The sequence below is a fragment of the Vulcaniibacterium tengchongense genome, from assembly GCF_003814555.1.
In the GTDB taxonomy this organism is placed as follows: domain Bacteria; phylum Pseudomonadota; class Gammaproteobacteria; order Xanthomonadales; family Xanthomonadaceae; genus Vulcaniibacterium; species Vulcaniibacterium tengchongense.
Genome location: NZ_RKQN01000007.1, coordinates 15756 through 42633 on the forward strand (window position 1 = coordinate 15756; position 26878 = coordinate 42633).

Sequence of the window (26878 nt, forward strand, 5' to 3'; positions counted from 1 at the left end):
CGGCCTTCGCCCTGCCGCGCGCCGATCGACACGGCAGCGCGAGGCCGAACGAAGGTGCGGCCCGGCGCACCGGGAGCCGTTGCGGGAACACGGAGGCGGCGCGGCGCGCCTGCGGCCCATTGTCGCCGCAGCGCGCGTCGGTGCGGCGTGTCCGGTGCCGCGAAGCGCCGCTTTCGACCGGCGCGGCATGCCGCCGCGCCATCGCGCGCTGCGGCGGCGGCAAGCGCTCCCGCGTGCGGGCGTCCGTCCGCGCGCGCAAACGCCAACCCTGAAGTAAACCCGCGCCCGATGGCGGCATCCCAGCGGCCAGATCGCGCAACGCGCGTGCCGTGCGCCCCCGTAGGGGCGCGGCCGCGCGCGGCGCCCGCGCGCCCGCAACGCAGCGGCGCGCCGCTGCGCCGCGACGGCCCGGATCGCCCTGTTAGAATCGAGGCTCTAACTCCCACCCCACATACCGAGGCGCGGCCACGGGGCCGCGAGACGCATGACTTCTCTCCACGCCGTCATCAACGACCTCCTGCAGAACGATCCCGATCCGGTCGAGACCCGGGAATGGATCGAGTCGATCCAGGCGGTCATCGAGCGCGACGGCGCCCAGCGCGCGCACCAGCTATTGGAAGGCATGGTCGAGGTCACCCGTCGCGCCGGCGCGTACCTGCCGTTCTCGCCCACCACCGAATACATCAACACCATCCCGCCGCACCTGGAGGCCAAGAGCCCGGGCGACGCCGCGATGGAGTGGCGCATCCGCTCGATCATCCGCTGGAACGCGCTGGCGATGGTGGTGCGCGCCAACCGCAAGCCCGGCGACCTCGGCGGCCACATCGCCAGCTTCGCCTCGGCGGCCACGCTGTACGACGTCGGCTTCAACCACTTCTGGCGCGGCCCCGAGGGCGAGCACCCGGGCGACGTGATCGGCATCCAGGGCCACAGCTCGCCGGGCATCTACGCGCGCTCGTTCCTGGAAGGCCGGCTGAGCGAATCGCAGCTCGACCACTTCCGCATGGAGGTCGACGGCCGCGGCGTCAGCTCCTACCCGCACCCGTGGCTGATGCCCGACTACTGGCAGCTGCCGACCGTGTCGATGGGCCTGGGCCCGATCGCCGCGATCTACCAGGCGCGCAACTGGAAGTACCTCGAAGGCCGCGGGCTGATGCCGAAGAGCGACCGCAAGGTCTGGGCCTTCCTCGGCGACGGCGAGTGCGACGAGCCCGAGAGCCTGGGCGCGATCTCGGTCGCCGGCCGCGAGGGCCTCGACAACCTGATCTTCGTCGTCAACTGCAACCTGCAGCGGCTCGACGGCCCGGTGCGCGGCAACGGCAAGATCATCCAGGAGCTGGAGGGCGTGTTCCGCGGCGCCGGCTGGAACGTCATCAAGGTGATCTGGGGCAGCTACTGGGATCCGCTGCTGGCGCGCGACACCACCGGCCGCCTGCGCCAGCTGATGATGGAAACCGTCGACGGCGAGTACCAGAACTGCAAGGCCTTCGGCGGCGCGTACACGCGCGAGCATTTCTTCGGCAAGTACCCGGAGACCAAGGCGCTGGTCGCCAACCTGTCGGACGAGGACATCTGGCGCCTCAACCGCGGCGGCCACGACCCGCACAAGGTCTACGCCGCCTACCACGAGGCGGTGAACACCAAGGGCATGCCGACGGTGATCCTGGCCAAGACGGTCAAGGGCTACGGCATGGGCCCGGCGGGCGAATCGCTCAACCCCACCCACCAGACCAAGAAGATGGACGACGAGGCGGTGCGGATGTTCCGCGACCGCTTCAACATCCCGGTCACCGACGAGCAGCTCAAGGACGGCCAGGTGCCGTTCTACCACCCCGGCGAGAAGTCGCCGGAGGTCGAGTACATGCTGGAGCGCCGCAAGGCCCTCGGCGGCTTCCTGCCGCAGCGCCGGCGCAAGGCCACCCAGTCGCTGGAAGTGCCGAAGCTCGAAGCCTTCGACCGCCTGCTCAAGAGCACCGGCGAGCGCGAGATCAGCACCACCATGGCGTTCGTGCAGGCGCTGAACATCGTGCTGCGCGACAAGCAGGTGGGCCCGCGCTGCGTGCCGATCGTCGCCGACGAGGCGCGCACCTTCGGCATGGAAGGCCTGTTCCGCCAGCTGGGCATCTACGCCCCGCACGGGCAGAAGTACAAGCCGGTCGACCGCGACCAGCTGATGTACTACCGCGAGGACGCCGCCGGCCAGGTGCTGGAGGAAGGCATCACCGAGGCGGGCGCGTTCGCGAGCTGGATGGCCTGCGCCACCAGCTACAGCACCAACGACCTGCAGATGCTGCCGTTCTACATCTACTACTCGATGTTCGGCTTCCAGCGCATCGGCGACGCCGCCTGGCAGGCCGCGGACATGCGCGCGCGCGGCTTCCTGCTCGGCGCCACCGCCGGCCGCACCACCCTCAACGGCGAGGGCCTGCAGCACGAGGACGGCCACAGCCACCTGCTGGCCAGTGTCATCCCCAACTGCCGCAGCTACGACCCCACCTTCGGCTTCGAGGTCGCGGTGATCCTGCAGCACGGCATGCAGCGCATGCTGGCCGAGCAGCAGGACGAGTACTACTACATCACCCTGATGAACGAGAACTACGCGCACCCGGACATGCCGGAAGGCGCCGCGGAAGGGATCATCAAGGGCATGTACCTGCTCAAGGACGCCGGCAAGCCGAAGAAGGGCGAGCTGCGCGTGCAGCTGATGGGCAGCGGCACCATCCTGCGCGAGGCGATTGCCGCGGCCGAGCTGCTGGACAAGGACTTCGGCGTCACCGCCGACATCTGGTCCTGCCCCAGCTTCACAGAGCTGGCCCGCGAAGGCGAGGACGCGGTGCGCTTCAACCGCCTCAACCCCGAGGCCAAGGCCTCGCGCAAGCCGTACGTCACCCAGCTGCTGGAAGGCCGCCAGGGCCCGGCGATCGCCGCCACCGACTACGTGCGCGCGTTCGCCAACCAGATCCGCGAGTTCGTGCCGATGCGCTACACCGTGCTCGGCACCGACGGCTTCGGCCGCAGCGACACCCGCGCCAACCTGCGCCGCCACTTCGAGGTCGACCGCTACCACATCGCCCACGCCGCCATCGCGGCGCTGGCGGCGGAGGGCAAGATGACGGCGAAGGATGTGGCGAGGGCGATCAAGCAGTACAAGCTGGATGTGGACAAGCCCAATCCGCTGACGGTCTGAAACGGAGAGCCCCGCCTAGGTGGGGCTTCTCCTTTTGTGGGTACCAGCACAGCTGGCTCTAGTACAGCACTTCGGGTGCTGTGCTCACCGCAGCACACCTTAGCCCTAGCGGCTCTCAAGTTCCTCGGTAAAAATTCACTTTCGCATCTCCGCGCGGGCGCACGGCAGTGTAAGTCGCGCATCTTGGCGGCGGTTTCTTTTCGCCCGAGGATCGCAAGCAACGATGCGTGACGTGTCTCTCAAGCGGGAGGACATGCGGCGCGTGCGTGGCTTGCCGTTACAGTCATATCAGTCTAACCGCTGCAACGCGGCGAATTCTGCGAGATCACATGGCTAACGAGCGCGTGACTGAAGACATGGTGGATGACCTGCTGCGAAAGCACGGGTATTACGAGGACCCATATGCTGTGGTTGTTGAAAAACAGCAGTCGGTCATTGAGGCCATTCGAACGGCCCTGACTAAAGCTGGAAAGGGTGGAAAGGGCGGGCGGGGCTACCCCGAATTCATCATCACAGCGCCAGACACTCCTGACATGGTTGTGCTGATCGAGTGCAAGGCTCAGGAAAAGTTTCATGAATCCGCTGATCGCGGAAGGCCCGTCGACTATGCCGTCGACGGTGTGCTTCATTACGCGAGGTTCCTCTCACCGAATTACACCGTAATTGCGATCGCGGTTAGTGGTAGCAATAAGTCAAGTCGTTGGTCGTTTATGCTCGTTCCAAAAGGTGAGAACGAGCCGCGTGAACTGCGTTCACCGACTGGCGCGCGAATTGAGCGCATGGTGCCACTTTCAGACCTAATCGCCGCTGCGTCATTCGACCCGGCCGTGCAGGCCGGGCGGACGAGAGACTTGATTCAATTCTCGATGGAGATGCACGAATTCATGCGCGACGAGGCGGAAATGAGTGAGCAGGAAAAGCCGCTCGCCGTCGCCGGAACACTCATTGCGCTTGGCAACGACGTTTTCCGAGAGACCTACGACAAGTATCCCGCTGACGAGCTGCCCGCATTCTGGATGCAGACGATCAAAAGAGAAATTACTAAGGCCAAGCTGCCTGTCGAAAAGGTCGACAATATGACGCAGCCCTTCACCAATATCGAGGTTCAACCTGAGCTGCGCAAGCCCACGAAGGGTTACCCGAAGGGCCTGCTGAACGAGATCGTGCGGCTCCTCGCTGACCGCGTACTGCCTTTTCTGACGATCTATCACGATTTCGATGTCGTGGGGCAGTTCTACGGCGAGTTTCTCAAATATACCGGCGGGGACGGCAAGGGTCTTGGAATTGTTCTGACACCAAAGCATGTGACTGAGCTGTTCGCGCTGATTGCAAATCCGACGAAGGATGATGTGGTCGTCGACACATGCGCGGGTACAGGTGGGTTCCTGATCTCGGCGATGATGCAGATGGCCAAGACTGCGACGACGAAAGCAGAAATCGATTCGATCAAAAAGCAGCGGCTCGTCGGCGTCGAACAGCGTGCAGGAATGTATGCGCTAGCTGCATCAAACATGATCCTACGCGGCGACGGTAAGGCAAATCTATATCAGGGCTCTTGCTTTGACGCAGCGATTACGAAGGCTGTTAAGGCGCACAAGCCAACCATCGGACTCATAAACCCGCCATACGCGAAATCCAAAGAAGACCTCTCAGAATTGCGCTTTGTCGAACATATGCTCGACACGCTGCAGAAGGGCGGTCTTGGTGTCGCTATTGTTCCTGTGTCTTGCGCCACCGCGCAGTCCCCAGAGAAGCGCAGCATCATGGAGAAACATACGCTCGAAGCAGTCATGTCGATGCCGCCCGAGGTGTTCTACCCCGTTGGTGTGGTCACTTGCATCATGGTCTTTAGGGCCGGAATCCCGCACAAAACGTCCGACAAGAAGTCCTGGTTCGGATACTGGCGCGAAGATGGATTCGTGAAGGTAAAGAACCTCGGGCGAATTGACCGTGACGGAGCTTGGCCAGCCATAAGGGATCGTTGGATCGAGGCGTGGCGCAATCGCGAAGTTCACCCAGGAGAATCAGTGCTGGCAAAGGTGGGCCCTGATGACGAGTGGGTTGCGGAGGCTTACATGGAGACCGACTACTCAACGCTTACACAGAAGGATCTAGAGAAGGTTATGCTCGACCACGCACTGTTTCTATTGCGTGGCGTGCAAGATGGCGATGAGGGCGGTGAATGATGCAGAGACTTGATCGTATCTTTGACTTGCGCTACGGACATTCGCTTGAGCTCAATGCGCTCGTGCGCGTTGAGCCACCTCAGGGCGTCAATTTTGTATCTCGCTCTTTAAGGAACAATGGTGTATCGGCACGCGTAACCGTAGACGTGGAGCCAGCGCAGGCGGGAGAGATTTCGGTCGCGCTCGGGGGAACCCCTCTTGCGTCGTTCGTGCAGCCTGAGCCGTTCGTTTGCGGGCGCGACGTGATGATACTCAGGGCCCGAAATCCCGCGATGTCTTTGGCCGAGAAGCTTTGGTGGGCTCGTTGTATTTGGGAAAATCGCTACCGGTACTCCTACGGCCGGCAGGCAAATCGCACTTTAGGCTCGCTGCTTGTGCCGTCGGAAGTGCCCGATTGGGTGTATTCCGTGCAACTGCCTTCACACGAAGGCCTCGCAAAACCGGCTAGCGACCGTCGCCCCTTCATCGATCCTACCGGGCCTGGATGGCGCGATTTTGCGCTGCAGGATCTCTTCGACATCGTGAAGGGGCGGCGCGTAACGAAGGCCGACCGAACGGCGGGCACTACAAGATTCGTGGGCGCTAGCGAAAGCAACAACGGGATTACAGACCTCGCTGACCTTCCTCCCATCTTTCCGGCCGGGACGCTAACCGTTGTGTATAACGGGAACAGCGTTGGAAACGCGTTCTATCAAGATGAACCTTACTTTGCGTGCGACGATGTCAACGTGTTGATGCCTAAGCACGCCATGTCTCGTTGGGTTCAACTATTTATTGCAGCGGTAATCAAGCATGGAAGGACGCGATTCACTTATGGCTATAAGTGGACGCTGGCGCGAATGAAGGCGACAACCGTACGCCTGCCTGTGGACAAGCAGGGTAAGCCCGACTTCGCCTATATGGAGGACTTTATGAGGGGTTTGCCCTTTAGTGCAGCTGTCGAGGCCGCGGCCAAAGCGAAGGAATAGTGGTCCGAACAAAAAGGGGCAGAGTGGACCGCTCCAAAACAGGAGTAAAAACACGGGTCGTAGTGCACTTTCTCCGAGCGTGGGGTAGTCCTGTCAGCGCGGAGTGGGCGGGCCTCAGAAGATGGGGTCCAGAAGATGGGGTCAGGTTCATTTTCTTCGTCAGGCGTGGAAACAGGGATCAGAGCGGGTGTCCGGTTCGCGCGATGTCGTTCGATGCTCGAAGCCCCTTCAGTCAGGCTCCTCAGCTCCACTCCTGAACCTTGAAGCCTCACAGCCGAGGCCAAAAGTCCCGGTGCCGGGGCTGCCTGGCTCACCATCGAGGCTATGAGCTTCACGCATGAGGCCGCGAGCCCCGGCGATCCGGCTCCAAAGCTCCGTTGCGAGGCAAGACGCCCCGTTGCCGCGGCTAAAAGCGTCACGCATGAAGCAAAAAGCCCGGCGGCCGAGGCTTCGGGCTCATCCGCCGGGCTTGAATGCTCTTCGCCGCCTCTGTCAGGCGGCCAGCCGGTCAGTCCGCCAGCGCCGGGTCCTTCGCCCTGGCCTGCCTGGCGAACCGCGCCGACAGCTCGCGACGGGCGCTCTTCAGCGCTTCGCCCTTGCCGGCCACCTTCAGCAGGGCATAGCCCTCCAGCGCCACGCCCATCACGTCGCTGCCCAGCGCCAGCTCGGTGTCAGCTGCGCGCTCGGCGAGCTGGCGCAGCTTCTCCAGGCGCGGGCGCAGGGCGTCGAGCGCGGCCAGGTCGGCCATGGCCTCGGACAGGCCCAGGCTCGGCGGTACCACCTGCGGGTTGTTGGACAGCAGCGTCAGCGTCTGCCGGCAGAACGCCTCCGACTTGTCGCCCATCTTGGTGAGGTCGCGCCGCTGCTGGGCGGTCAGCGCTACGCCGCGGCCGAGCACCGACTGGATCGTGGCCAGCGCGCCATCGAGCGCTTCCATGTCGGCCGGGGTGAGGTCGATCGATACGAGGTTTTGCATCGCAGTGCTCCTTGCTTCCGTTTGCGAGTCCGGAAATGGCCGGACGGTCCATGCGCCACCGCGATCCGTGCGGGTAGACCTGCCGCCGGGTGGCGGTGGTGCGGGAAAAGTGTCGCAGCGGCCGTGGAGCGAAGCCAGAGGTCGCCGATGACGGCCTGAGAAAGGTGCCGGACAGTTAGACCCTACCTCGGTGGCGGCAATCATCAGAAGCAGGAGTCAGAGTGAATTTTCCGAAAGATCCCTGCACCTGACCCAGTTGTGTTGCTGGTCGCGAAGTTGTTCCCACCCATTGGCGAGCCGCCGCATCGCCGTTCCGCCAACGCAGGCGAGTCCCGTGCGTTTGGCCTCCGCGCTGCCATAGGCAGGCAGGAGATAGACCTTCGTAGAGGGGCGTGGCTTGCCGAGAATCTTCGCGACGGCCTGCGCGTTGCGGGCTTCCTGGTTGTTACAGAAGTCCCGAAGGATCGGTGCGATCCAGCTTCGTGTCTTCGCAATCGTCAGCCGTTCGCATTGAAACGGCGTGGTGTCTGCGGCGCTCGAGGCGGGAGCGAACAAGCAGCTACCGCAGGCAAGCGCGGCCGAAAGTCGGAGCGACAGTAACGACAAGCGAGTCTTCATAGGTATCGTCCATGAGGAAAGGCGTTGTTGCGAAGTTCTCCACTGGCTAGGCGGCCTTCATGGCAAACAGCTTTCTGTGATGCTGCAGGAACGTGCTCTGCTGGGGATGGAACTTGCCAATGTTGGCCCTCGGATCGACGGACCAGCGGTCCAGCACGTCTCGCGGCAATGACGGGTGGACGAGCATCTTCCCGTCGTCCTCAAACGAGATCAGCCGCTCGTCAAACAGAGCATCCACGTGCGGCGACAGCATGATTCCGTTGTAGCCATTGACGCGCTCGGCATTGGTCGAGTCGCGCCATGGCTTGATGTGGCTGGCGATCAGCAGGCGCGTGTCTTCGACGCCGGTCACTTTGCAGCGCGGTTCCACCAGCATCACGCGCTTGCGGAACAGGCCTTGGCCGATGCGGGCCTTGGCTAGCTGCAGGCGCTGGGTTTCAGGGATCGTCGCGTCGCCTTGGATGTCGTGCAGGTCGTCGAGGACTTCGGCGTCGGGCTCGATGTCATGGACGAAGGCAGGCGTCGTAAACGTGGGCTGCGCTTCGACTTCGAGCAGCGCCAGCAGCAGGTGACCGAGGGCATCGGAAATGCCGGCGAGGTAGCAGCCTTGATTGCCGTTGCCGTTCTTCTGGATCGGGGAGTACCTCGCGGGCAGCATCGGTGCGATGGCCGCGATGTGGTCCTTGGGCTGGAGCGGCTTCGGCGCGGGCGCGAAGTACACGCTGACCAGCCAGCCTTCGTCCGACCAGTAGTCGCCGACGTTGCCGAACTCAGTGGGCTTGGGGCTGGCGGCGGCGGCTTCGACGACCTGCCCGATGTAGGCGATGCGCCCGAAGGCATACGAGAACACCACATCGCCCGGCTTCACCAGCCGCATGTTCTCGTAGGTCTGATTGAAGGTGCGGTTGGCGTTGCGCATGGGCGACCACAGGTAGCCGCCACGCACCTCGTGGTCACGAGTCTGCTTGTGGTTGACCCACCAGAACGCCATCCAGGCTTCCCCCAAGCCCAGAGTATCAGGGTTAGAAACGCCCTGCAGCATCTGAACGATTCGGGCGAGCCAATTGCCGTTGACTTGGCCGAGATCTGCGACGCCTGTGTCCTGGCGCGGATAGAACCACTACATCAGGCCGGGGTCGATCACCGGCAGCAGTTGGTAGTAGGCCAACGGCATCTCCACACGATGAACCTGCTTCACTTGTGCATCGTCGGTCGAGTCGAACACGCCCCGGCACTGAGACAAAGGCAATCACCCGACCACGGCCGAGTTGTACAACATGTGGGCGTACTGCCGGACGTACATGGAACAAGGACCAGAAGGGTTGCCGACGTATCCGCCGCGACGGCAGGAGATCACGTTCCGACGCAGCTTGTTCGAGCATATCCGCTTCCTGGACCCCACCGAGGAAGGGCGGGAGGTGCGTGCGCGCATGACCGTATGGGACTGGGGCATCAATATTCCGATTTTCCTGGCGGGGTTCTGGCTGATGATTCCGGCGGGCATCGGCCACTACATCGCGATGCGCTTCGCACCGGAAGTGAAATGGCCGCCGGAGATCGACGCCGAATCGTGCCGCGGTCCCTTGCATCCGGCGGAGGCTGCATCCGCCGCGGGAGGTTGCGATGTCGAAGCCTTTCATCGTCGTCGGCGACAAGACCGACCACGGCGGCACGGTGCTGACCGGTTCGGCGGAGACGGACCTCTACGGCAAGCCGGTGGCGCGGATGGGCGACCCGGTGCAGTGCCCGAAGTGCCAGGGCACCTTCCCGATCGCCAGCGGCGACGCGAGCTTCATCGTCGACGGCCGGTCGCTGGCGCGGCACGGCGACAAGACCGCCTGCGGCGCCACCCTGATCGCCGGGCAGTCGCAGGCGTTCGTGGGCTGAGCGAGCCGAATCCGCATCGGCCTGCCGGCGAAGTGATTGGCTTCAGCGACGCCTGGCTGGGCATCGCCGAGCGGATGAGCGGCTACGAACGGATCGACGTGGAGATCCGCATCGTCGGGTTCGACCGGGCGCGCAGCGCGTACGAGCGAGGGCGGTATACGCCCGCACGAGAAGCGCGGCAAGATGGCCGCCACGGGCCGCCGCGGGCGAGCCGTCGATCCGGTGGACCCGCTCCGGTGGGTAGCACATCGTCTGGGCGCCGCACGCGGCGCCATCGACGCATCGGTTCCGAATACGACGACTCGCACGAGGAGATATGCCCTTCGATGGTGCGCGCATGAAGGTCCGTATGGGCTGGCCGGTCCTGGCTGGTGTCTGCTTGATCTTCGGAGCCTGCACGCGGGCACCGCAGCGGTCCGGGGCTGCCGCGGCGGCATCTCCGCCCGCGCCGCCCGCCGCACCCCCGGCCGGCATCGCCGGAAAGCAGGCGCCGGATGCGTGCGGAGCGCCGAGGTGGATGCGTCGGCTTTCGCCGACGAGGTATGCGGCGGGGGCAGCGAAGCAGCGCGCGAGGGGGCCTTGGAGTCCCCGGAACGGGCGCACGGGGCTGCGGCGGCCTTGGCGGTGCCGGTCTGCATCGACTGCAACGGCAGGCGCCATACGTGCGCGCTCGGCGTGGCGAGCGGCCTCGGGACCGACGGCGACCTGCCGGTTCGTGCCGGGCCGGCGTGCATCGTCGCGGGCTCGGCCGGGTGACGAACAGCAAGCGCCTGGTGCTGTGCGGCGCGAACGAGGGCGGAACTGGCCAGGCGTCCTCCATCCGGAGAACGACGATTGCGGCCTCGCGGCCCAGGACGGGCGACCCCGCACCTGATCGCGGACCGTGCACGGCCGGCTGGGGGCATCGCGATGGAGTGCGGGCGATCGCGGGGAAGCCCGCAGGCGCGGCGCGCATGCCGATGCGGCGAAGGGAAGGCAGCCATCCGGCGTGCCGGCCGCGATAATGGCGCCCCGGTCCGCATCGGCGGACCCGCGACGAGCCCCCGATGAGCGTCAGCCTCCCGCTACCCGACTACCCCTTCGCTCCGCGCCGCTTCCAGGTCCGCCCCGGTATCGCGATGAGCTACCTCGACGAGGGCCGGCGCGACGGCGAGGCGGTGGTGATGCTGCACGGCAACCCGTCGTGGAGCTACTACTGGCGCAAGCTGGTGCTCGGCCTGCGCGATCGCTACCGCTGCATCGTGCCGGACCACGTCGGCATGGGGCTGTCGGACAAGCCGGACGACGCGCCCGGCGCGGCGCCGCGCTACGGCTACACGCTGCAGTCGCGCATCGACGATCTGGACGCGCTGCTCGCGCACCTGGGCGTGGACGGGCCGGTGACGTTGGCGGTGCACGACTGGGGCGGCGGCATCGGCTTCGGCTGGGGGCTGCGCCAGGCCGAGCGCATCCGGCGGCTGGTGATCCTCAACACCGGCGCGTTTCCGCTGCCCGCGGCCAAGCCGTTGCCGAAGAGCCTGCGGTTCGGCCGCGATTCGGCGCTGGGCGCGCTGTCGATCCGCGGCTTCAACGCCTTCGCCGCGGTCGCGGCGCGGGTCGGGGTGGAGCGGCCGATGCCGGCCGACGTGCGCCGCGCCTATCTGGCGCCGTACGACTCCTGGGCGAACCGGATCGCGATCCTGCGCTTCGTCCAGGACATCCCGCTCGGCCCGGGCGATGCGGCCTGGCCGCTGGTGGAGGCGATGGGCCGCAAGCTGCCCGAATACGCCGACCGCCCCGCCTTCATCGGCTGGGGCCTGCGCGATTTCGTGTTCGACCGGCATTTCCTGCAAGGCTTCGTCGGCGCCTTGCCGCAGGCGCGGGTGCAGGCGTTCGAGGACGCCGGCCACTACGTGCTCGAGGACAAGGCCGAGGCGCTGGTGCCGGCGATCCGGGCGTTCCTCGACGCGCATCCGCTGGCATAGCGGCAAAGCGGGGCGGCGCTGCTTCCGACGCGGCAGGCGTCGCCGCGGCCGACCGTCACGCGGCGGCCGCCGCACATCGATGCGGCGGACGGCGCCCGCCCGCTCACGCCGCGATCGGCGGCTCCAGGTCCCAGTCCGCGGGCGTCAGCGCCGGCAGGCCGTGCGCCAGGCGCGCCTTGTCGCATTGCGGGCTGGGCGCGCCGAACTCCCACGAGGCGGGCACCTCGCGGCAGACGCTGGGCTTGACCGGGTGGATCGCGCAGCGCGAGCGCACGCCGATCTCGGCGTCGAGGGCGGTGCAGCGCGGCGTCTTCGACGAGGTGCCGCGCATGGCCACCCGGTGCGCATCGAGCTTCTCGGTCAGGTGCGCGGGGACGGTGCCGCCGAGCGCCGGCTCGGTCTCCGACCAGTGGAAGCTCACGCGGAAATGGGCGCAGCAGGCGCCGCAGGTCAGGCAAGGATGGCGCATGCGGCCGTCCCCACGAGGCGAGGTGGTTGGGATAGGCGCGGAATTTTGGGAATCCCCGGGCGCTGCGCAAGAGGCGGGCGCGGGCGACAATACCGGCCCTTCCGACCCTGGCGAACGCAGCCGATGGCGCCACACCGCAGTCCCGAGGAAAGCGCCGGCCCCGCCGGAACGGCCCCGGCCTCGGCGGCCGTCCCGGCCGGAGCGGGCGCGCCCTGCAACATCGCCGCGTCGCTGCCGGAGCTGGCCGCGCGCTTTCCCGAGCGCATCGCCCTGCGCTGCCCCGGCCGCCGCGGCGCCGACGGCCTGGCGCGCTACGACCTGGGCCTGAGCTACCGCGAGCTGGACGCGCGCAGCGACGCCATCGCCGCCGGACTGGCCCGCCACGGCGTGGTCCGCGGCACCCGCACCGTGGTGATGGTGCGGCCGACGCCGGAGTTCTTCCTGCTGATGTTCGCGCTGTTCAAGGCCGGGGCGGTACCGGTGCTGGTCGATCCGGGGATCGACAGGCGCGCGCTGAAGCAATGCCTGGACGAGGCGCAGCCGCAGGCCTTCATCGGCATTCCGCTGGCGCACGCGGCGCGCGTGGCGCTGGGCTGGGCGCGCTCGGCGCGCATCCGCATCACCACCGGCGCGCGCGCGTGGTGGGCCGAGGCGACCCTGGCCGGGGTCGAACGCGCCGGCGCCGGCGCGGGTCCGCAATTGGCGGCGACCGGACCGGACGAGGTCGCCGCGATCCTGTTCACCAGCGGCTCGACCGGCGTGCCCAAGGGCGTGGTCTACCGCCACCGCCACTTCGTCGCCCAGGTCGCGATGCTGCGCGAGGCGTTCGGCATCGCGCCCGGCGGCGTCGACCTGCCGACGTTTCCGCCGTTCGCGCTGTTCGACCCGGCCCTCGGCCTGACCTCGGTGATCCCGGACATGGATCCGACCAAGCCGGCGCGCGCCGATCCGCGCAAGCTGCACGACGCGATCGCGCGCTTCGGCGTGGACCAGCTGTTCGGCTCGCCGGCGCTGATGGCGGTGCTGGCGCAGCACGGCGCGCCGCTGCCGACGCTGAGGCGGGTGACTTCGGCCGGCGCCCCGGTGCCGGCCGCGGTGGTCGCGAAGCTGCGCGAGCTGCTGCCGGCGGATGCGCAGTTCTGGACCCCGTACGGCGCCACCGAATGCCTGCCGGTGGCGGCGATCGAAGCGCGCGAGCTGCAGGCCACCCGCGCGGCCACCGAGGCCGGCGCCGGCACCTGCGTCGGCCGCGCGGTGGCGCCGAACGTGGTGCGGGTGATCCGCATCGTCGATGCGCCGATCGAGCGCTGGTCCGACGAGCTGCAGCTCGCGCCCGGCCAGGTCGGCGAGATCACCGTGGCCGGCCCGACCGCGACCGATGCCTATTTCAATCGCGATGCGCAGACCCGCCTGGCCAAGATCCGGGAACGCCTGCCCGGCGGCGGCGAGCGCATCGTCCACCGCATGGGCGACGTCGGCTATCTCGACGCCGAGGGGCGGCTGTGGTTTTGCGGGCGCAAGTCGCACCGGGTCGAGACCGCGCAGGGGCCGCTGTACACCGAGCAGGTCGAGCCGGTGTTCAACGTGCATCCGCAGGTGCGCCGCACCGCGCTGGTCGGCATCGGCGCGTTCGGCGCGCAGACGCCGGTGCTGTGCGTCGAGCTGGCGCCCGGCGTGGCCGCGCGCGCGTGGCCGCGGATCGAGCGCGAGTTGCGCGCGCTGGGCGCCGCGCAGGCGCACACCGCGCGCGTCCAGCGCTTCCTGCGCCACCCGCGCTTTCCGGTGGACATCCGCCACAACGCCAAGATCGGGCGCGAGAAGCTGGCGGTGTGGGCGGCGCGGAAAGCGGATGACGAATGAAAGCGAACGAATGGAGAGAACCGGGTGGGCGGCGCGCGCCGGTACCTCCCGCTCGCGTTCCCCGTCCCTGGTTTTCGGTTCCTGCTCCCTAGGCGAACACGCATGAAGATCCTGGTCACCGGCGGCGGCGGATTCCTCGGGCAGGCGCTGTGCCGCGGGCTGCGCGAGCGCGGGCACGAAGTGGTCAGCTTCAACCGCGGCTTCTATCCCGCGCTCGAGGCGCTCGGCGTGCGTCAGGTGCGGGGCGACCTGGCCTCGCGCGATGCGGTGTTCGCTGCGGCGCAGGGCTGCGAGGCCGTGTTCCACAATGCCGCCAAGGCCGGCGCCTGGGGGCCGTACCGCGACTACCACCTGGCCAACGTGGTCGGCACCGAGCACGTGATCGAGGCCTGCCGCGCGCTCGGCATCCGCCGCCTGGTCTACACCTCCACGCCCAGCGTGACCCATCGCGCGACCCATCCGGTCGAAGGCGGCAGCGCCGACGACGTGCCCTACGGCGAAGGCCTGAAGGCACCGTACGCGCTGACCAAGCAGATCGCCGAGCGGCGCGTGCTGGCGGCGAACGACGCCGCGCTGGCGACGGTTGCGCTGCGCCCGCGCCTGATCTGGGGCCCGGGCGACAACCAGCTGCTGCCGCGCCTGGTCGAGCGCGCCCGCGCCGGCCGGCTGATGCTGGTCGGCGACGGCCGCAACCGCGTCGACACCACCTATGTCGACAACGCCGCGCAGGCGCACTTCGACGCCTTCGAACGCCTCGCGCCCGGCGCAGCCTGCGCCGGCCGCGCCTACTTCATCAGCAACGGCGAGCCCAAGCCGCTGCGCGAAATGATCGACGCGCTGCTCGCCGCCGCCGGCGCGCCGCCGGTGACCCGCCGCGTGCCGTTCGGCGTGGCCTATGCCGCCGGTGCCGTCTGCGAGGCGCTGTGGCGGACGTTGCCGCTGCGCGGCGAGCCGCCGATCACCCGCTTCCTCGCCGAGCAACTGGCGACCACGCACTGGTACGACATGGCCCCGGCGCGGCGCGATTTCGGCTACGTGCCGAAGGTGTCGATTCACGAGGGGCTCACCCGCCTGAAGGCGGCCTGGACCGCGCCGCGCGCCGTCACCGGCTGACCACCGCCGCTCGGCCAGGATCGCGACGAGGGCCGACCTGGCCGCGATCACCGGAGGTTCCGATGCTGCGCTACGCCGTCATCTTCTTCGTCATCGCCATCATCGCCGCGGTGCTGGGCTTCAGCGGCATCGCCGGCACCGCGAGCAACATCGCCTGGATCCTGTTCGTCGTCTTCCTGGTCCTGGCGATCATCTCGATGCTGCGCGGCCGCAGCGTCTGACGCCGCCGCGGGCGCCGCACGCCGGCGCCGGCGGCCGTGCCTCGGGCCTCGCGCGCGCCGGCCGCGGCGGGCGCGAGGCTACAATGAGGCATGACCGAACCGACCTTCTCGCCGCTGGCCGCACTCAAGCCGCTGGCCGGGCGCGCACTCGAGGCCGCGCTGGAGCGCGCGCTCGCGCTCGACCCGGACACGCGCGCAGGCCTGCGCGCGCTGGAAGGCCGCCGGCTCGCGCTGCACCTGGCCGCGCCGCCGTTGGCGCTGCAGCTGCGGGTGGAGGACGCCCGGCTCCGGGTCGGGCCGCTCGACGACGCGGCGCCCGACCTGTCGGTACGCGCCACGCTCGGCGGCCTGCTCGCGCAACTGCCGGCCCTGGCCGGGCTGCGCGACGACGCCGCGCCGGCGCCCGGCAAGCTGCGCATCGAAGGCGACGCCGACCTGGCGCGGCGCCTGCAGCGCCTGGCCGAGCGCTTCGACCCCGATTGGCAGCAGCCGTTCGCGCAGGCGTTCGGCGACGTGCTCGGCGTGCAGATCGCCGAGGCCTTCGCCGCGGCGTTCCGGCATGCGCGCGACGCCGCCGGCGCCCTGGCCCGCGCCAGCGCCGAATACGTCACCGAGGAATCGCGCGACGTGGTCGCGCGCGACGAACTGCACGCCTTCTGCGACGACGTCGACGCCCTGCGCGACGACGCCGAGCGCCTGGCCGCGCGCGTCGCGCGGCTGCGTGCCGCCGCCGGCGGCATCGCGGCGGAGCGCGACGCATGAGGTCGGCGCTGCGCGCCTGGCGCATCGGCCGCGTGCTGCTGCGCTACCGCCTCGACGCCCTGCTCGACGACACCCCGGCCGAACGCTGGCTCAAGCTGGCGCGGCCGTTCGTGCCGCGCGCGCCGGGCGAGATCGCCGCGCTGCCGCGGGGCGCGCGCCTGCGCCTGGCCTTGCAGGAGCTGGGGCCGATCTTCGTCAAGTTCGGGCAGATCCTGTCCACCCGCCGCGACCTGGTGCCGCCGGACATCGCCGAGGAACTGGCGCTGCTGCAGGACCGGGTCGCGCCGTTCGCCGGCGAGACCGCGCGCGCGATCGTCGAGGCGGCGCTGGGCCGCCCGATCGCCGAGGCCTTCGCCGGCTTCGACACCGAGCCGCTGGCCTCGGCGTCGATCGCGCAGGTGCATGCGGCGACGCTGCCGCCGGACGCGAACGGCGCGTCGCGCGAGGTGGTGGTCAAGGTGCTGCGCCCGGGCATCGAGAGGCAGATCGCCGGCGACATCGCCCTGCTCAAGGCGGTCGCCGGCATCGTCGACCGCACCCACCCCAGCGCCGACAAGATCCGCCCGCGCGCGATCGTCGAGGAGATCGAGAACACCCTCGCCGCCGAGCTGGACCTGCAGCGCGAGGGCGCCAACGCCAGCGTGCTGCGCCGGTTCTGGGCGGGCAGCGACGACCTGTACGTGCCGGAGGTGATCTGGTCGCACACCGGCGCGCGCGCGCTGACCCTGGAGCGGGTGCGCGGCATCCCGGCGGACGACATCGCCGCGCTCGACGCCGCCGGCATCGACCGCCGCGCGCTCGCCGCCAAGGGCGTGCGGGTGTTCTACACCCAGGTGTTCCGCGACAACTTCTTCCACGCCGACGCCCACGCCGGCAACATCTGGGTCGACAGCGACCCGGCGCGGCGCGCCAACCCGCGCTTCATCGCGCTGGACTTCGGCATCATGGGCCAGCTCTCGGACGAGGACCAGTACTACCTCGCCGAGAACTTCATGGCGATCTTCAACCGCGACTACCGCCGCATCGCCGAGCTGCACGTGCGCGCCGGCTGGATGCCGCCGCACATCCGCATCGACGAGCTGGAGGCGGCCGCCCGCGCGGTGTGCGAGCCGTACTTCACCCGGCCGCTGAGCGAGATCTCGCTGGCCGAGGTGCTGGTCAAGCTGTTCCGCACCGCGCAGCGCTACGAGCTGACTCTGCAGCCGCAGCTGATCCTGCTGCAGAAGACCCTGCTCAACATCGAAGGCGTCGGCCGCCTGCTCGACCCGAAGCTCGACATCTGGGCGGTGGCGCGGCCGGTGCTGCAACGCATCCTGCTCGAGCGCTACAGCCCGCAGCGGCTGGCGCGCGAGTTCCGCAAGCGCCTGCCGGAGCTGGTCACGCACGCGCCGGAGATGCCGCGCCTGCTGCACGCCTGGCTGCTGCAGCAGGTCGAGGGCCGGCATCCGGTGCAGCTGCACTCGCACGACCTGGCCGAGCTCAACCGCGTGCTGCGCGCGGCGCAGCGGCGCACGGTGGCGGCGGTGCTCGGCGCCGCGCTGCTGATCGTCGCCGTGGTGCTGTACGGGCTGGAGGCGGGCGGGCCGCGGCTGTGGTCGGTGCCGGCCTCGGCCTGGGTCGCCGGCCTGGGCGGCGTCTGGGCGCTGCTCGCCGCCTGGCCGCGCGGGCGTTGATCGCGCCGGCGTGCGCGCGCCGGCGCGGGCGAACGTCCCGGGCGATCCGCCCGGCGACGGACGCGGCTGGTTGCGCGCGGCTTTGCGCGACACCGGATCCGTGCGCAAAGAAGATCGGCAGGAGCGAGCATCGTCGGTGACCACGCCACCCCTTTCCCGCCCGCCTTCGCAGGCGCATGGGCCGCAGGCGCCGCCCGACGCGGCGTTGCCGGTGCTGTACGCCGACGAACGGCTCGCGGTGGTGAACAAACCGGCCGGCCTGATGGTGCACGACAGCGCGCTGGCGCGCGGCGAGACCGATTTCGCCGCCGACCGCCTGCGCGCGCAGTTCGGGCGGCCGATCTTCCTGGTGCATCGGCTCGACCGCGCCACCAGCGGCTGCCTGCTGCTCGCCTTCGACCGCGACACCGCATCCGCCCTGGGCAAGGGGCTGATGTCGCAGGCGGTGGAGAAGGATTACTGGGCGGTGTGCCGCGGCTGGCCTGAGCCGGAGTTCGTGGTCGACCATCCGCTCGACGGCGGCCCGGGCAAGCCGGAGAAGAAGCCGGCGCGGACCCGCTTCGCGCGCCTGGCCACCGCCGAACTGGCGCTGCCCTCGGCGGGTTTCGCGACCTCGCGCTACGCGCTGCTGCTGGCGCAGCCGCAGACCGGCCGCTTCCGCCAGATCCGCCGCCACCTCAAGCACGCCTCGCACCACCTGATCGGCGACACCAGCCACGGCGACGGCCGCCACAACCGCCACTTCCGCATGCTCGGCATCCACCGCATGCTGCTGCACGCGCGCCGGTTGGCGTTCGACCATCCGGATGGCCGGCGGATCGAGGCGGTCGCGCCGGTCGATGCCGAGTTCGCCCGTGCGCTGGCGCTGTTCGCCGGCGCGCCGCCGGCGTAGCCCGGCTCGCATCGCGCGGGGACGGCTCCCTCTACAATCGCGCCATGCTGCAGGTCGGCCCCCAACTGGCGATTCCCGAGGACGAACTGGTCGAGCGCTTCGTGCGTTCGTCCGGGCCGGGCGGGCAGAACGTCAACAAGGTCGCGACCGCGGTCGAGCTGCGCTTCGACGTGGCCGGCTCGCCGTCGTTGCCCGAGCCCGTGCGCGCGCGCCTGCTGAGCCGGCGCGACCGGCGCCTGACCGCCGACGGCGTGCTGGTGATCGCCGCGCAGCGCTTCCGCACCCAGGAGCGCAACCGCGAGGACGCGCGCCACCGGCTGGCGGAGTTCCTCGCCGCCGGCCTGGCCGCGCCCAAGCCGCGCAAGCCGACCCGGCCGACCCGCGCGGCGGTGCAGCGCCGGCTGGGCGAGAAGCGCGAGCGCGCTACGATCAAGCGCGAACGCGCGCGCCGCGACTGGGACTGAGCCGCGCCGCCCCGACTGGAGTGCCGATGACCGGAACCGCCGACCTCCCCGTGCTGCCGCTGCCGCCGAACGCGCCGCGGGTGAAGCCCAATGCCTTCAGCCGCTGGCTCGGCCGCACCGTGCTCAGGCTCGGCGGCTGGCGCATGGTCGGCGCGTTCCCGAACCTGCCCAAGCTGGTGCTGATCGGCGCGCCGCATTCGTCCAACTGGGACGGGGTCTGGGGTTTCGCGGCGAAGATGGCGCTGGGGCTGGACATCAAGATCCTCGGCAAGGACTCGCTGTTCAAGGTGCCGCTGCTCGGCCACGTGCTGCGCCGGCTGGGCGTGATCCCGGTCGACCGCAGCGCGCCCGCCGGCGTGGTCGAGCAGGCCGCGGAGATGATCCGCCAGGCGCAGCGCTTCTGGTACGGCCTGGCCCCGGAGGGCACGCGCAAGCCGGTGGAGCGCTGGAAGCCCGGCTTCTGGCGCATCGCCAAGGCCGCGCAGGTGCCGGTGCTGCCGGCGTATTTCCACTACGGCGACAAGGTGATCGGCATCGGCCCGCTGTTCGAGCTGGGCGAGGACATGGGCGCGGACATCGAACGCATCCGCGCCTGGTACCGCACCGTCTCCAAGGGCAAGAACCACGACGCCTGAGCCGCGCGGGGGCTCAGCGCTCCGAAGGCCCGGTGTCGTCGTAGCCGCCGCGCTCGAACAGCGCCGGCTTGATCAGTTCGACGAACGCGCGCGCCTGCGGCGACAGGTACTTGCCCTTGCGCACCACCACGCCGTAGGTGCGCGAGGGGAAGTAGCGCGCCAGCGAGCGCGCCGCGAGCCGTTCGCGGTCGGCGTCGGTCAGGCAGATCGCGGTGACGATGCTGATGCCCAGGCCCATCGCCACGTACTGCTTGATCACTTCCCAGCCGCCGACCTCCAGCGCCACCGTGTACGGCACCCGGTTCTGCTGGAACACCAGGTCGATCAGCCGGTAGGTGGTGAGCCGCTGCGGCGGCAGGATCAGGCCGTACGGGGAGAGGTCCTGCAGCGCGATCTCCGGCTTGTCCGCCAGCGGGTGCCGGCGCGGGGTGATCAGCATCGGCTCGAACCGGTACACCGGCTCGTAGCTGAGGTCGGCCGGCACGTCCAGCATCGAGCCCACCGCCAGGTCGACCGCGTCCGAGCGCAGCAGGTCCAGCCCGCCGGCGCCGGTGACGTTGTGCAGGCTCAGGCGCACGTCCGGGTGCGCGGCGCGGAACGCTTCGACGATCTTCGGCAGCAGGTAGAGGATGGTCGAGCTGCCCGCGGCCACGTTCAGTTCGCCGGCATCGAGGCCGCGGATGCGCTCGCGGAACGCCGCGTCCAGCCCGTCCAGGCCCTCGACCAGCGGCCGCGCCAGCTCGTACAGCGCCTCGCCCTCGCGGGTCAGGGCCAGGCGCCGGCCGCTGCGCTCGAGCAGCCGCACGCCCATCTCCCGCTCCAGCGCCTGCAGCTGCAGCGTGACCGCCGGCTGGCTGAGGAACAGCGCCTCGGCCGCGCGCGAGATCGACCCCAGCCGCGCGGTCTGGCAGAAGGCGCGCAACGGCTTGAGGCGGTCGCCCTTGTAGGCGAAGCGCGGGCGGGAGGGCGCAGCCACCGGTTTCCCTGGGCAAGTATTAGGTAATCAAATACCTAGCATTGAAAAATCTTGATTGTCAAATAACACACCCGGGCGCATGGTGAGGCTCCCCACGATCGAGAGGAGTCCGAGCATGTCGGCAGTGATGGCGCAACGGCGGGGATCGCAGGAGACGGAGGCGGCGGTCGCCGCCGCCCCCGCGCCCGGGCAGGAGCAGGTGCTGACCCCGGCGGCGCTGGCGTTCCTCGCGGACCTGCACCGGCGTTTCGAGCCCGCCCGCCAGGCGCGCCTGGCCGCCCGCCGCGAACGCCAGGCCTACTTCGACGCGGGCGGGCTGCCGGACTTCCGCCCCGACACCGCCGCGATCCGCGCCGACGACTGGAAGGTGGCGCCGCTGCCGGCCGCGCTGCTCGACCGCCGGGTCGAGATCACCGGGCCGACCGACCCGAAGATGGTGATCAATGCGCTGAACTCCGGCGCCAGCTGCTACATGGCCGACTTCGAGGACAGCACCGCGCCGACCTGGCCGAACCTGATCGCCGGCCAGCGCGCGCTGCGCGAGGCGGTGGCCGGGACCCTGGAATGGACCGCGCCGGATACCGGCAAGCACTACGCGCTCAAGCCGTTCGAACAGCAGGCGGTGCTGCTGGTGCGCCCGCGCGGCTGGCACCTGGACGAGAAGCACCTGCGCGTCGACGGCGTGCCGATGTCCGGCAGCCTGTTCGACCTGGGCCTGTTCGCGTTCCACAACGCCGCGGCGCTCGCCGCCAAGGACCGCGGCCCGTACTTCTACCTGCCCAAGCTGCAGGCGATGGAGGAGGCGCAGCTGTGGAACGAGGTGCTCGACCACGTCGAGCGCGCGCTCGGGCTGCCGAACGGGCAGATCAAGGTCACCGTGCTGATCGAGACCCTGCCGGCGGTGTTCGAGATGGACGAGATCCTGCACGCCCTGCGCGGCCGCGCCGCCGGCCTCAACTGCGGCCGCTGGGACTACGTCTTCTCCTACATCAAGACCTTCCGCCGCCACCGCGACAAGGTCCTGCCCGAGCGCGGCCAGGTGACGATGACCCAGCCGTTCCTGCGCGCGTACTCGGAGCTGCTGATCCAGACCTGCCACCGCCGCGGCGCGCACGCGATGGGCGGCATGGCCGCGCAGATCCCGATCGCCGGCGATGCCGGGGCCAACGAGGCGGCGCTGGCCAAGGTGCGCGCCGACAAGCTGCGCGAAGTCACCGCCGGCCACGACGGCACCTGGGTCGCGCACCCGGCGCTGGTGCCGCTGGCGCGGCGGATCTTCGACGAGCGCATGCCCGGCCCGCACCAGCAGCACGTGCTGCGCGAGGAGGTGCTGGTGACCCGCGACGACCTGGTCAAGCCGCCGCTGGGCACGATCACCCGCGAAGGCTTCGAGAACAACGTCGAGGTGTGCGTGCGCTACCTCGCCGCCTGGCTCGACGGCAACGGCTGCGTGCCGATCCACTGGCTGATGGAGGACGCGGCCACCGCCGAGATCGCGCGGGCGCAGCTGTGGCAGTGGCTGCACAGCGACGGGCTGCACCTGGACGACGGCACGCCGATCGACGAGGTGCTGCTGGACCGCGCCTTCCTCAATCTGTCCTCGCGCCTGGGCGACCGCAGCCGCCTGCCCGGCGCCAGCCGCATCAACGAGGCGATCGGCCTGCTCGACCGCCTGACCCACGCCGACGAGCTCGCCGAGTTCCTGACCCTGCCGGCGTACGCGCGGCTGGACTGAGCCGTTCCCGCCGCCCGTTCCTTCCCCTCGTTTTCAGCAACGGAGCAACCGCCATGACCACCGCATCGCCGAACGCCGACCAACTGCGCCAGGACTGGGCGAGCAATCCCCGCTGGGCCGGCATCAATCGCCCGTACTCGGCCGAGGACGTCGTGCGCCTGCGCGGCACCGTGCCGGTCGAGCACACGCTCGCCCGGCTCGGCGCGCAGAAGCTGTGGCGCTACCTGCATACCGAGGACTTCGTCAACGCGCTCGGCGCGCTCACCGGCAACCAGGCCATGCAGCAGGTCAAGGCCGGGCTCAAGGCGATCTACCTGTCGGGCTGGCAGGTCGCCGCCGACGCCAACCTCGCCGGCGAGATGTACCCGGACCAGTCGCTCTATCCGGCCAACTCGGTGCCGCAGGTGGTGCGCCGGATCAACAACACCCTGCTGCGCGCCGACCAGATCCAGTGCGCGGAAGGCAAGGGCGACGTCGATTTCCTGCAGCCGATCGTCGCCGACGCCGAGGCCGGCTTCGGCGGCGTGCTCAACGCCTTCGAGCTGATGAAGGCGATGATCGAGGCCGGCGCCGCCGGCGTGCACTTCGAGGACCAGCTGGCGAGCGTGAAGAAGTGCGGGCACATGGGCGGCAAGGTGCTGGTGCCGACGCGCGAGGCGGTCGAGAAGCTGGTCGCCGCGCGCCTGGCCGCGGACGTGATGGGCGTGCCGACGATCATCGTCGCGCGCACCGACGCCGAGGCCGCGGACCTGCTGACCTCCGACGTCGACGACAACGACAAGCCGTTCTGCACCGGCGAGCGCACCGTCGAGGGCTTCTACAAGACCCGCAAGGGCCTGGAGCAGGCGATCAGCCGCGGCCTGGCCTATGCGCCGTACGCCGACCTGGTCTGGTGCGAGACCGGCAAGCCCGACCTCGAGTTCGCGCGCAGGTTCGCCGAGGCGATCCACGCCAGGTTCCCCGGCAAGCTGCTGGCCTACAACTGCTCGCCGAGCTTCAACTGGAAGCAGAACCTCGACGACGCGACGATCGCGCGCTTCCAGAAGGAGTTGGCCGGCTACGGCTACAAGTTCCAGTTCATCACTCTGGCCGGCTTCCACGCGCTGAACTACTCGATGTTCCACCTGGCCCACGGCTACGCGCGGCGGCAGATGAGCGCCTTCGTCGAGTTGCAGGAAGCCGAGTTCGCCGCCGCCGAGAAGGGCTTCACCGCGGTCAAGCACCAGCGCGAGGTCGGCACCGGCTACTTCGATGCGGTCACCCAGACCGTGCAGGGCGGCCGGTCCTCGACCGTCGCGCTGAAGGGCTCGACCGAGGAAGAGCAGTTCCAGACGCGCGCGGCCGCGGCGGCCTGACGCCCACGGTCCGGCCGCCCGCCGCGGCCCGGACCGTCGCCGTTCCGCCTCGGCGCGCCGGGGCGGGACCGCCCGGCGCATGTCACCGGTGGCCAGCGCGCGTGATGACCGTGTCGGCATGGCCGCGCCGGGCCCGGTGCTATCCTCGCCTCGCCACGGATCGGGGGTCGTGGAAAATGAGCCATGACGCTGCGCTGTCGCTCGCGACGGGCCAGCCCTTCATCGTCAGCAAGTTCAGCCCGGCGCCGGCGGACGTGGCGACGGCGCTGCTCACCGAGGCCGAATACGCGCTGTTCGCCGAATTCGGCCGGCCGCGCCGGGTCGAAGCCGGGCAGGTGCTGTTCCGCCGCGCCGAACTCGGCGCGACGATGTTCGTGGTCGCCCGCGGCCAAGTCGACCTGGACTTCGGCGGCGACCTCGCCGGCAAGCGCCTGGGGCCTTACGAGTACTTCGGCGAACTCGGCCTGCTGGTCGGCGACCACATGCGCAGCGCCGACGCGGTCGCGGTCGGCGACGGCTTGCTGGTCGAGTTGCGCCACGAGGAGTTCCAACGCCTGGTCGACCGCGACCCGGCGCTGGTCTCGCAGTTCCTGCGCCGCGCGATCCTGCGCGTGGTGGTCAACGAGCAGAGCCTGATCCGCCGCCTGCGCCGCCGCAACGAGGAGCTGCAGTCGGCGCTCGACAGCCTGTACGCGGCGACCCACCGGCTGAACCGCACCGAGGAGCTGATCCGCACCGACGAGCTCACCGGCCTGTACAACCGCCGCGGCCTGTTGCTGCACCTGCAGGAGCGGCGGAGCCTCGGCCTGCGCGACCGGCTCGGCCTGCTGCTGGTCGACTGCGACCGCTTCAAGCGCGTCAACGACGAGCACGGCCACGTGGTCGGCGACCGCGTGCTGCAGGGCGTGGCGAGCATCCTGCGCTCGGTCGCCGGCCCGGAGGACCTGCCGTGCCGGCTCGGCGGCGACGAGTTCTGCCTGCTGGTCGCGGCCGGCACCCGCGAGGAGGTGCTGCGCCTGGGCGAGTTCGTGGTCGGCACCGCGCGCAGCCTGCTCGAGATGGCGCACGCGCCGCCGCTGATGTGCCCGCTCAGCGTCGGCGCCTGCGTGGTCGGCCCGGACGGCGAGTGGAGCGACTGGTACGCCTGCGCCGACGTCGCCCTGTACCAGGCCAAGCGGGCCGGCGGCGGCACCGTGCGCTGGCGCGATCCGGAGGGCGACCCGCGCTGAGCGCCGGCTGCGGCGTCGGCGGGCGACCGGGGCGCCCCGCGCCCGCGTGCGGGGATGTCGGCGACGCGAACCGGTTGCGGGGCCGGCAAGCGGTGTCCCCATGCGATCCGCATCCCTCCGCGTCACCGCGGGAGCCTCGGTGCGGGCGCGGGCGCCATCGAGACCCGCGACGCGGAGCGGGCGCGCATCAGGCCGCTTGCGCCTGCGCGCCGCGGTCCACGCGGCGATAGCCGATCGCCTCGGTCAGGTGCGCGGTGTGGATCTGCGCTTCGTCGGCGAGGTCGGCGATGGTGCGGGCCACGCGCAGGATGCGGTGCAGCGAGCGCGCGGACAGCTGCAGCGCGTCGACCGCGCGCTCGAGCAGCGCCTGGTCGGCGGGCGCGAGGCGGCAGTGGGACTGCGTCTGCGCCTGGTCGAGCCGGGCATTGAGGCAGCCGGCGCGGGCGAGCTGGCGTTCGCGCGCGCGCGCCACGCGTTCGCGCACCTGCGCGCTGCTCTCGCCCGGCGGCGCCTCCGGGCGCAGCTGCGCCGGCGGCAGGCGCGGCACCTCGACGTGCAGGTCGATGCGGTCCAGCAGCGGGCCGGACACGCGCGCGCGGTAGCGGCGGATCGTGTCCGGGCTGCAATGGCAGCGGGCGCTGGCGTCGCCGGCCCAGCCGCAGGGGCAGGGATTCATCGCCGCGACCAGCTGGAAGCGCGCCGGGAACTCGGCGCTGCGCGCCGCGCGCGAGACCGTGACCACGCCCGATTCGAGCGGCTCGCGCAGCACTTCCAGCGCGCGCCGGTCCCACTCGGGCAGTTCGTCCAGGAACAGCACGCCGTGGTGGGCGAGCGAGATCTCGCCGGGCCGCGGCAGCGCGCCGCCGCCGACCAGCGCGATCGCGCTGGCGGTGTGGTGCGGGGCGCGGAACGGGCGCTCGCGCCAGCGCGCCGGGTCCAGGCCGCGGCCGCTGACCGAGGCGATCGCCGCGGTCTCCAGCGCCTCCGCTTCGCTGGCGTCGGGCAGCAGCCCGGGCAGGCGCGAGGCGAGCAGGGTCTTGCCGCAGCCGGGCGGGCCGACCAGCAGCAGGTGGTGGCCGCCGGCCGCGGCGATCTCGAGCGCGCGGCGCGCCTGCGCCTGGCCGCGCACGTCGGCGAGGTCCGGCCCGGCGCCCGGCCGCGCGGGCGGCGCCTCCGCCGGCGGCAGCCGCTTGCGCCCGTCCAGCAGCGCGCAGACCTCGAGCAGGGTGCGCGCGGTCAGCGCCTCGCCGCGGGCGAGCGCGGCCTCGGCGCCGTTGCCGGCCGGCACCACCAGGCCGCGCCCGGCCTCCGCCGCGGCCAGCGCGGCCGGCAGCACGCCGTCGACCGCGCGCAGCTCGCCGGTCAGCGCCAGCTCGCCGAGGAACTCGTAGCGGCCCAGCGGTTCCAGCGGGATCTGCCCGCTGGCGGCGAGCACGCCGAGCGCGATCGGCAGGTCGAAGCGGCCGCCGTCCTTGGGCAGGTCGGCCGGGGCGAGGTTGACGGTGATCCGCCGCGCCGGGAATTCGAACTGCGCGCATTGGATCGCCGCGCGCACCCGGTCCTTGGCCTCGCGCACCGCGGCCTCGGGCAGGCCGACGATCGACATCGACGGCAGCCCGCCGCCGAGGTGCACCTCGACCCGCACCGCGGGCGCGCGCACGCCCGTCCGCGCACGGCTGTGCACGAGCGCCAGGTTCATGGCCGCGGC

At 70.0% G+C, this 26878-nt stretch carries 23 protein-coding genes and 1 pseudogene; 17 read left to right on the forward strand and 7 right to left on the reverse strand.

Translation table 11 applies throughout. The annotated features are described in order from the left end of the window. Positions 1-484: 484 nt before the first annotated feature. The 3 genes from aceE to EDC50_RS15490 all read left to right on the forward strand — a co-directional run bounded on the left by aceE (position 485) and on the right by EDC50_RS15490 (position 6341). Positions 485-3187: a pyruvate dehydrogenase (acetyl-transferring), homodimeric type gene (gene aceE / locus EDC50_RS15480; protein WP_123771402.1), complete on the forward strand. Its 2703-nt coding sequence runs from the start codon at positions 485-487 to the stop codon at positions 3185-3187. Positions 3188-3516: 329 nt separating this feature from the next. Continuing rightward, positions 3517-5373, forward strand: coding sequence for an HsdM family class I SAM-dependent methyltransferase (locus EDC50_RS15485; protein WP_123771403.1), 1857 nt, complete (start codon positions 3517-3519; stop codon positions 5371-5373). After that, complete coding sequence (locus tag EDC50_RS15490; RefSeq protein ID WP_199742108.1) at positions 5370-6341, forward strand: restriction endonuclease subunit S; 972 nt, start codon at positions 5370-5372, stop codon at positions 6339-6341. Before EDC50_RS15485 ends, EDC50_RS15490 begins: the two co-directional genes overlap by 4 nt. A 508-nt stretch (positions 6342-6849) precedes the next feature. On the opposite strand, the gene EDC50_RS15495 is transcribed toward EDC50_RS15490, so the two are convergent. The 4 genes from EDC50_RS15495 to EDC50_RS16815 form a co-directional block, all read right to left on the reverse strand. Next, complete coding sequence (locus EDC50_RS15495; protein WP_242003050.1) at positions 6850-7317, reverse strand: hypothetical protein; 468 nt, start codon at positions 7315-7317, stop codon at positions 6850-6852. A 216-nt stretch (positions 7318-7533) separates the two neighbouring features. Beyond that, positions 7534-7935 (reverse strand): hypothetical protein, encoded by a 402-nt coding sequence (locus tag EDC50_RS16735; protein ID WP_242003049.1) that lies wholly within the window; start codon positions 7933-7935, stop codon positions 7534-7536. A 46-nt stretch (positions 7936-7981) separates the two neighbouring features. Continuing rightward, the gene (locus EDC50_RS15505; protein WP_123771404.1) at positions 7982-8977 is read right to left on the reverse strand and encodes an HNH endonuclease; all 996 of its coding nucleotides are present in this window, start codon (positions 8975-8977) and stop codon (positions 7982-7984) included. Between the two features lie 78 nt (positions 8978-9055). Then, positions 9056-9184 carry a hypothetical protein gene (locus EDC50_RS16815; protein ID WP_277872352.1) on the reverse strand — a complete coding sequence of 43 codons (129 nt, stop codon included), beginning with the start codon at positions 9182-9184 and terminating at the stop codon, positions 9056-9058. A 52-nt stretch (positions 9185-9236) separates the two neighbouring features. Between EDC50_RS16815 and EDC50_RS16915 the strand changes: the two are divergent. The 3 genes and pseudogenes from EDC50_RS16915 to EDC50_RS15515 all read left to right on the forward strand — a co-directional run. Next, positions 9237-9458 (forward strand): annotated as a pseudogene (locus EDC50_RS16915) (DUF6708 domain-containing protein); the annotation flags it as partial. A gap of 100 nt (positions 9459-9558) precedes the next feature. Further along, a complete protein-coding gene (locus tag EDC50_RS15510; RefSeq protein ID WP_123771405.1) occupies positions 9559-9822 on the forward strand; it encodes a PAAR domain-containing protein in 264 nt (87 codons plus the stop codon). A 1046-nt stretch (positions 9823-10868) separates the two neighbouring features. Next, positions 10869-11786, forward strand: coding sequence for an alpha/beta fold hydrolase (locus tag EDC50_RS15515; RefSeq protein WP_123771406.1), 918 nt, complete (start codon positions 10869-10871; stop codon positions 11784-11786). A gap of 103 nt (positions 11787-11889) precedes the next feature. Here the strand turns inward: EDC50_RS15515 and EDC50_RS15520 are convergent, their stop codons facing one another. Next, entirely contained in the window at positions 11890-12255 is a 366-nt protein-coding gene (locus EDC50_RS15520; RefSeq protein WP_123771407.1) for a YkgJ family cysteine cluster protein, read from the reverse strand. Between the two features lie 123 nt (positions 12256-12378). On the opposite strand from EDC50_RS15520, the gene oleC reads away from it, so the two are divergent. The 8 genes from oleC to EDC50_RS15560 all read left to right on the forward strand — a co-directional run bounded on the left by oleC (position 12379) and on the right by EDC50_RS15560 (position 19875). Continuing rightward, complete coding sequence (oleC, locus tag EDC50_RS15525) at positions 12379-14115, forward strand: olefin beta-lactone synthetase (protein ID WP_123771408.1); 1737 nt, start codon at positions 12379-12381, stop codon at positions 14113-14115. A gap of 102 nt (positions 14116-14217) precedes the next feature. Further along, positions 14218-15228 (forward strand): 2-alkyl-3-oxoalkanoate reductase, encoded by a 1011-nt coding sequence (gene oleD / locus EDC50_RS15530; RefSeq protein WP_123771409.1) that lies wholly within the window; start codon positions 14218-14220, stop codon positions 15226-15228. Positions 15229-15290: 62 nt separating this feature from the next. Then, positions 15291-15449 carry a DUF1328 domain-containing protein gene (locus EDC50_RS15535; protein WP_123771410.1) on the forward strand — a complete coding sequence of 53 codons (159 nt, stop codon included), beginning with the start codon at positions 15291-15293 and terminating at the stop codon, positions 15447-15449. Positions 15450-15539: 90 nt separating this feature from the next. Next, entirely contained in the window at positions 15540-16211 is a 672-nt protein-coding gene (locus tag EDC50_RS15540) for a ubiquinone biosynthesis accessory factor UbiJ (RefSeq protein ID WP_123771411.1), read from the forward strand. Further along, positions 16208-17884, forward strand: coding sequence for a ubiquinone biosynthesis regulatory protein kinase UbiB (gene ubiB / locus EDC50_RS15545; protein WP_123771412.1), 1677 nt, complete (start codon positions 16208-16210; stop codon positions 17882-17884). The genes EDC50_RS15540 and ubiB overlap by 4 nt, the downstream gene beginning before the upstream one ends. Positions 17885-18089: 205 nt before the next feature. Further along, positions 18090-18776: a pseudouridine synthase gene (locus EDC50_RS15550; RefSeq protein ID WP_242003053.1), complete on the forward strand. Its 687-nt coding sequence runs from the start codon at positions 18090-18092 to the stop codon at positions 18774-18776. Positions 18777-18820: 44 nt separating this feature from the next. Next, positions 18821-19240: an alternative ribosome rescue aminoacyl-tRNA hydrolase ArfB gene (arfB, locus tag EDC50_RS15555; protein ID WP_123771414.1), complete on the forward strand. Its 420-nt coding sequence runs from the start codon at positions 18821-18823 to the stop codon at positions 19238-19240. After that, on the forward strand, positions 19237-19875 hold the full coding sequence (locus EDC50_RS15560) for a lysophospholipid acyltransferase family protein (protein WP_199742110.1): 639 nt from the start codon (positions 19237-19239) through the stop codon (positions 19873-19875). The genes arfB and EDC50_RS15560 overlap by 4 nt, the downstream gene beginning before the upstream one ends. Before the next feature lie 13 nt (positions 19876-19888). On the opposite strand, the gene EDC50_RS15565 is transcribed toward EDC50_RS15560, so the two are convergent. After that, positions 19889-20851: a LysR family transcriptional regulator gene (locus EDC50_RS15565; RefSeq protein WP_123771416.1), complete on the reverse strand. Its 963-nt coding sequence runs from the start codon at positions 20849-20851 to the stop codon at positions 19889-19891. Between the two features lie 115 nt (positions 20852-20966). On the opposite strand from EDC50_RS15565, the gene aceB reads away from it, so the two are divergent. The 3 genes from aceB to EDC50_RS15580 all read left to right on the forward strand — a co-directional run bounded on the left by aceB (position 20967) and on the right by EDC50_RS15580 (position 25170). Next, the gene (aceB, locus tag EDC50_RS15570; protein WP_123771417.1) at positions 20967-22586 is read left to right on the forward strand and encodes a malate synthase A; all 1620 of its coding nucleotides are present in this window, start codon (positions 20967-20969) and stop codon (positions 22584-22586) included. 53 nt (positions 22587-22639) lie between these two features. Then, entirely contained in the window at positions 22640-23941 is a 1302-nt protein-coding gene (aceA, locus tag EDC50_RS15575) for an isocitrate lyase (RefSeq protein ID WP_123771418.1), read from the forward strand. 176 nt (positions 23942-24117) lie between these two features. Continuing rightward, positions 24118-25170, forward strand: a complete 1053-nt coding sequence (locus EDC50_RS15580; RefSeq protein WP_123771419.1) for a GGDEF domain-containing protein — start codon at positions 24118-24120, stop codon at positions 25168-25170. Positions 25171-25357: 187 nt separating this feature from the next. On the opposite strand, the gene EDC50_RS15585 is transcribed toward EDC50_RS15580, so the two are convergent. Further along, the gene (locus tag EDC50_RS15585; RefSeq protein WP_123771420.1) at positions 25358-26869 is read right to left on the reverse strand and encodes a YifB family Mg chelatase-like AAA ATPase; all 1512 of its coding nucleotides are present in this window, start codon (positions 26867-26869) and stop codon (positions 25358-25360) included. Positions 26870-26878 lie beyond the last annotated feature (9 nt).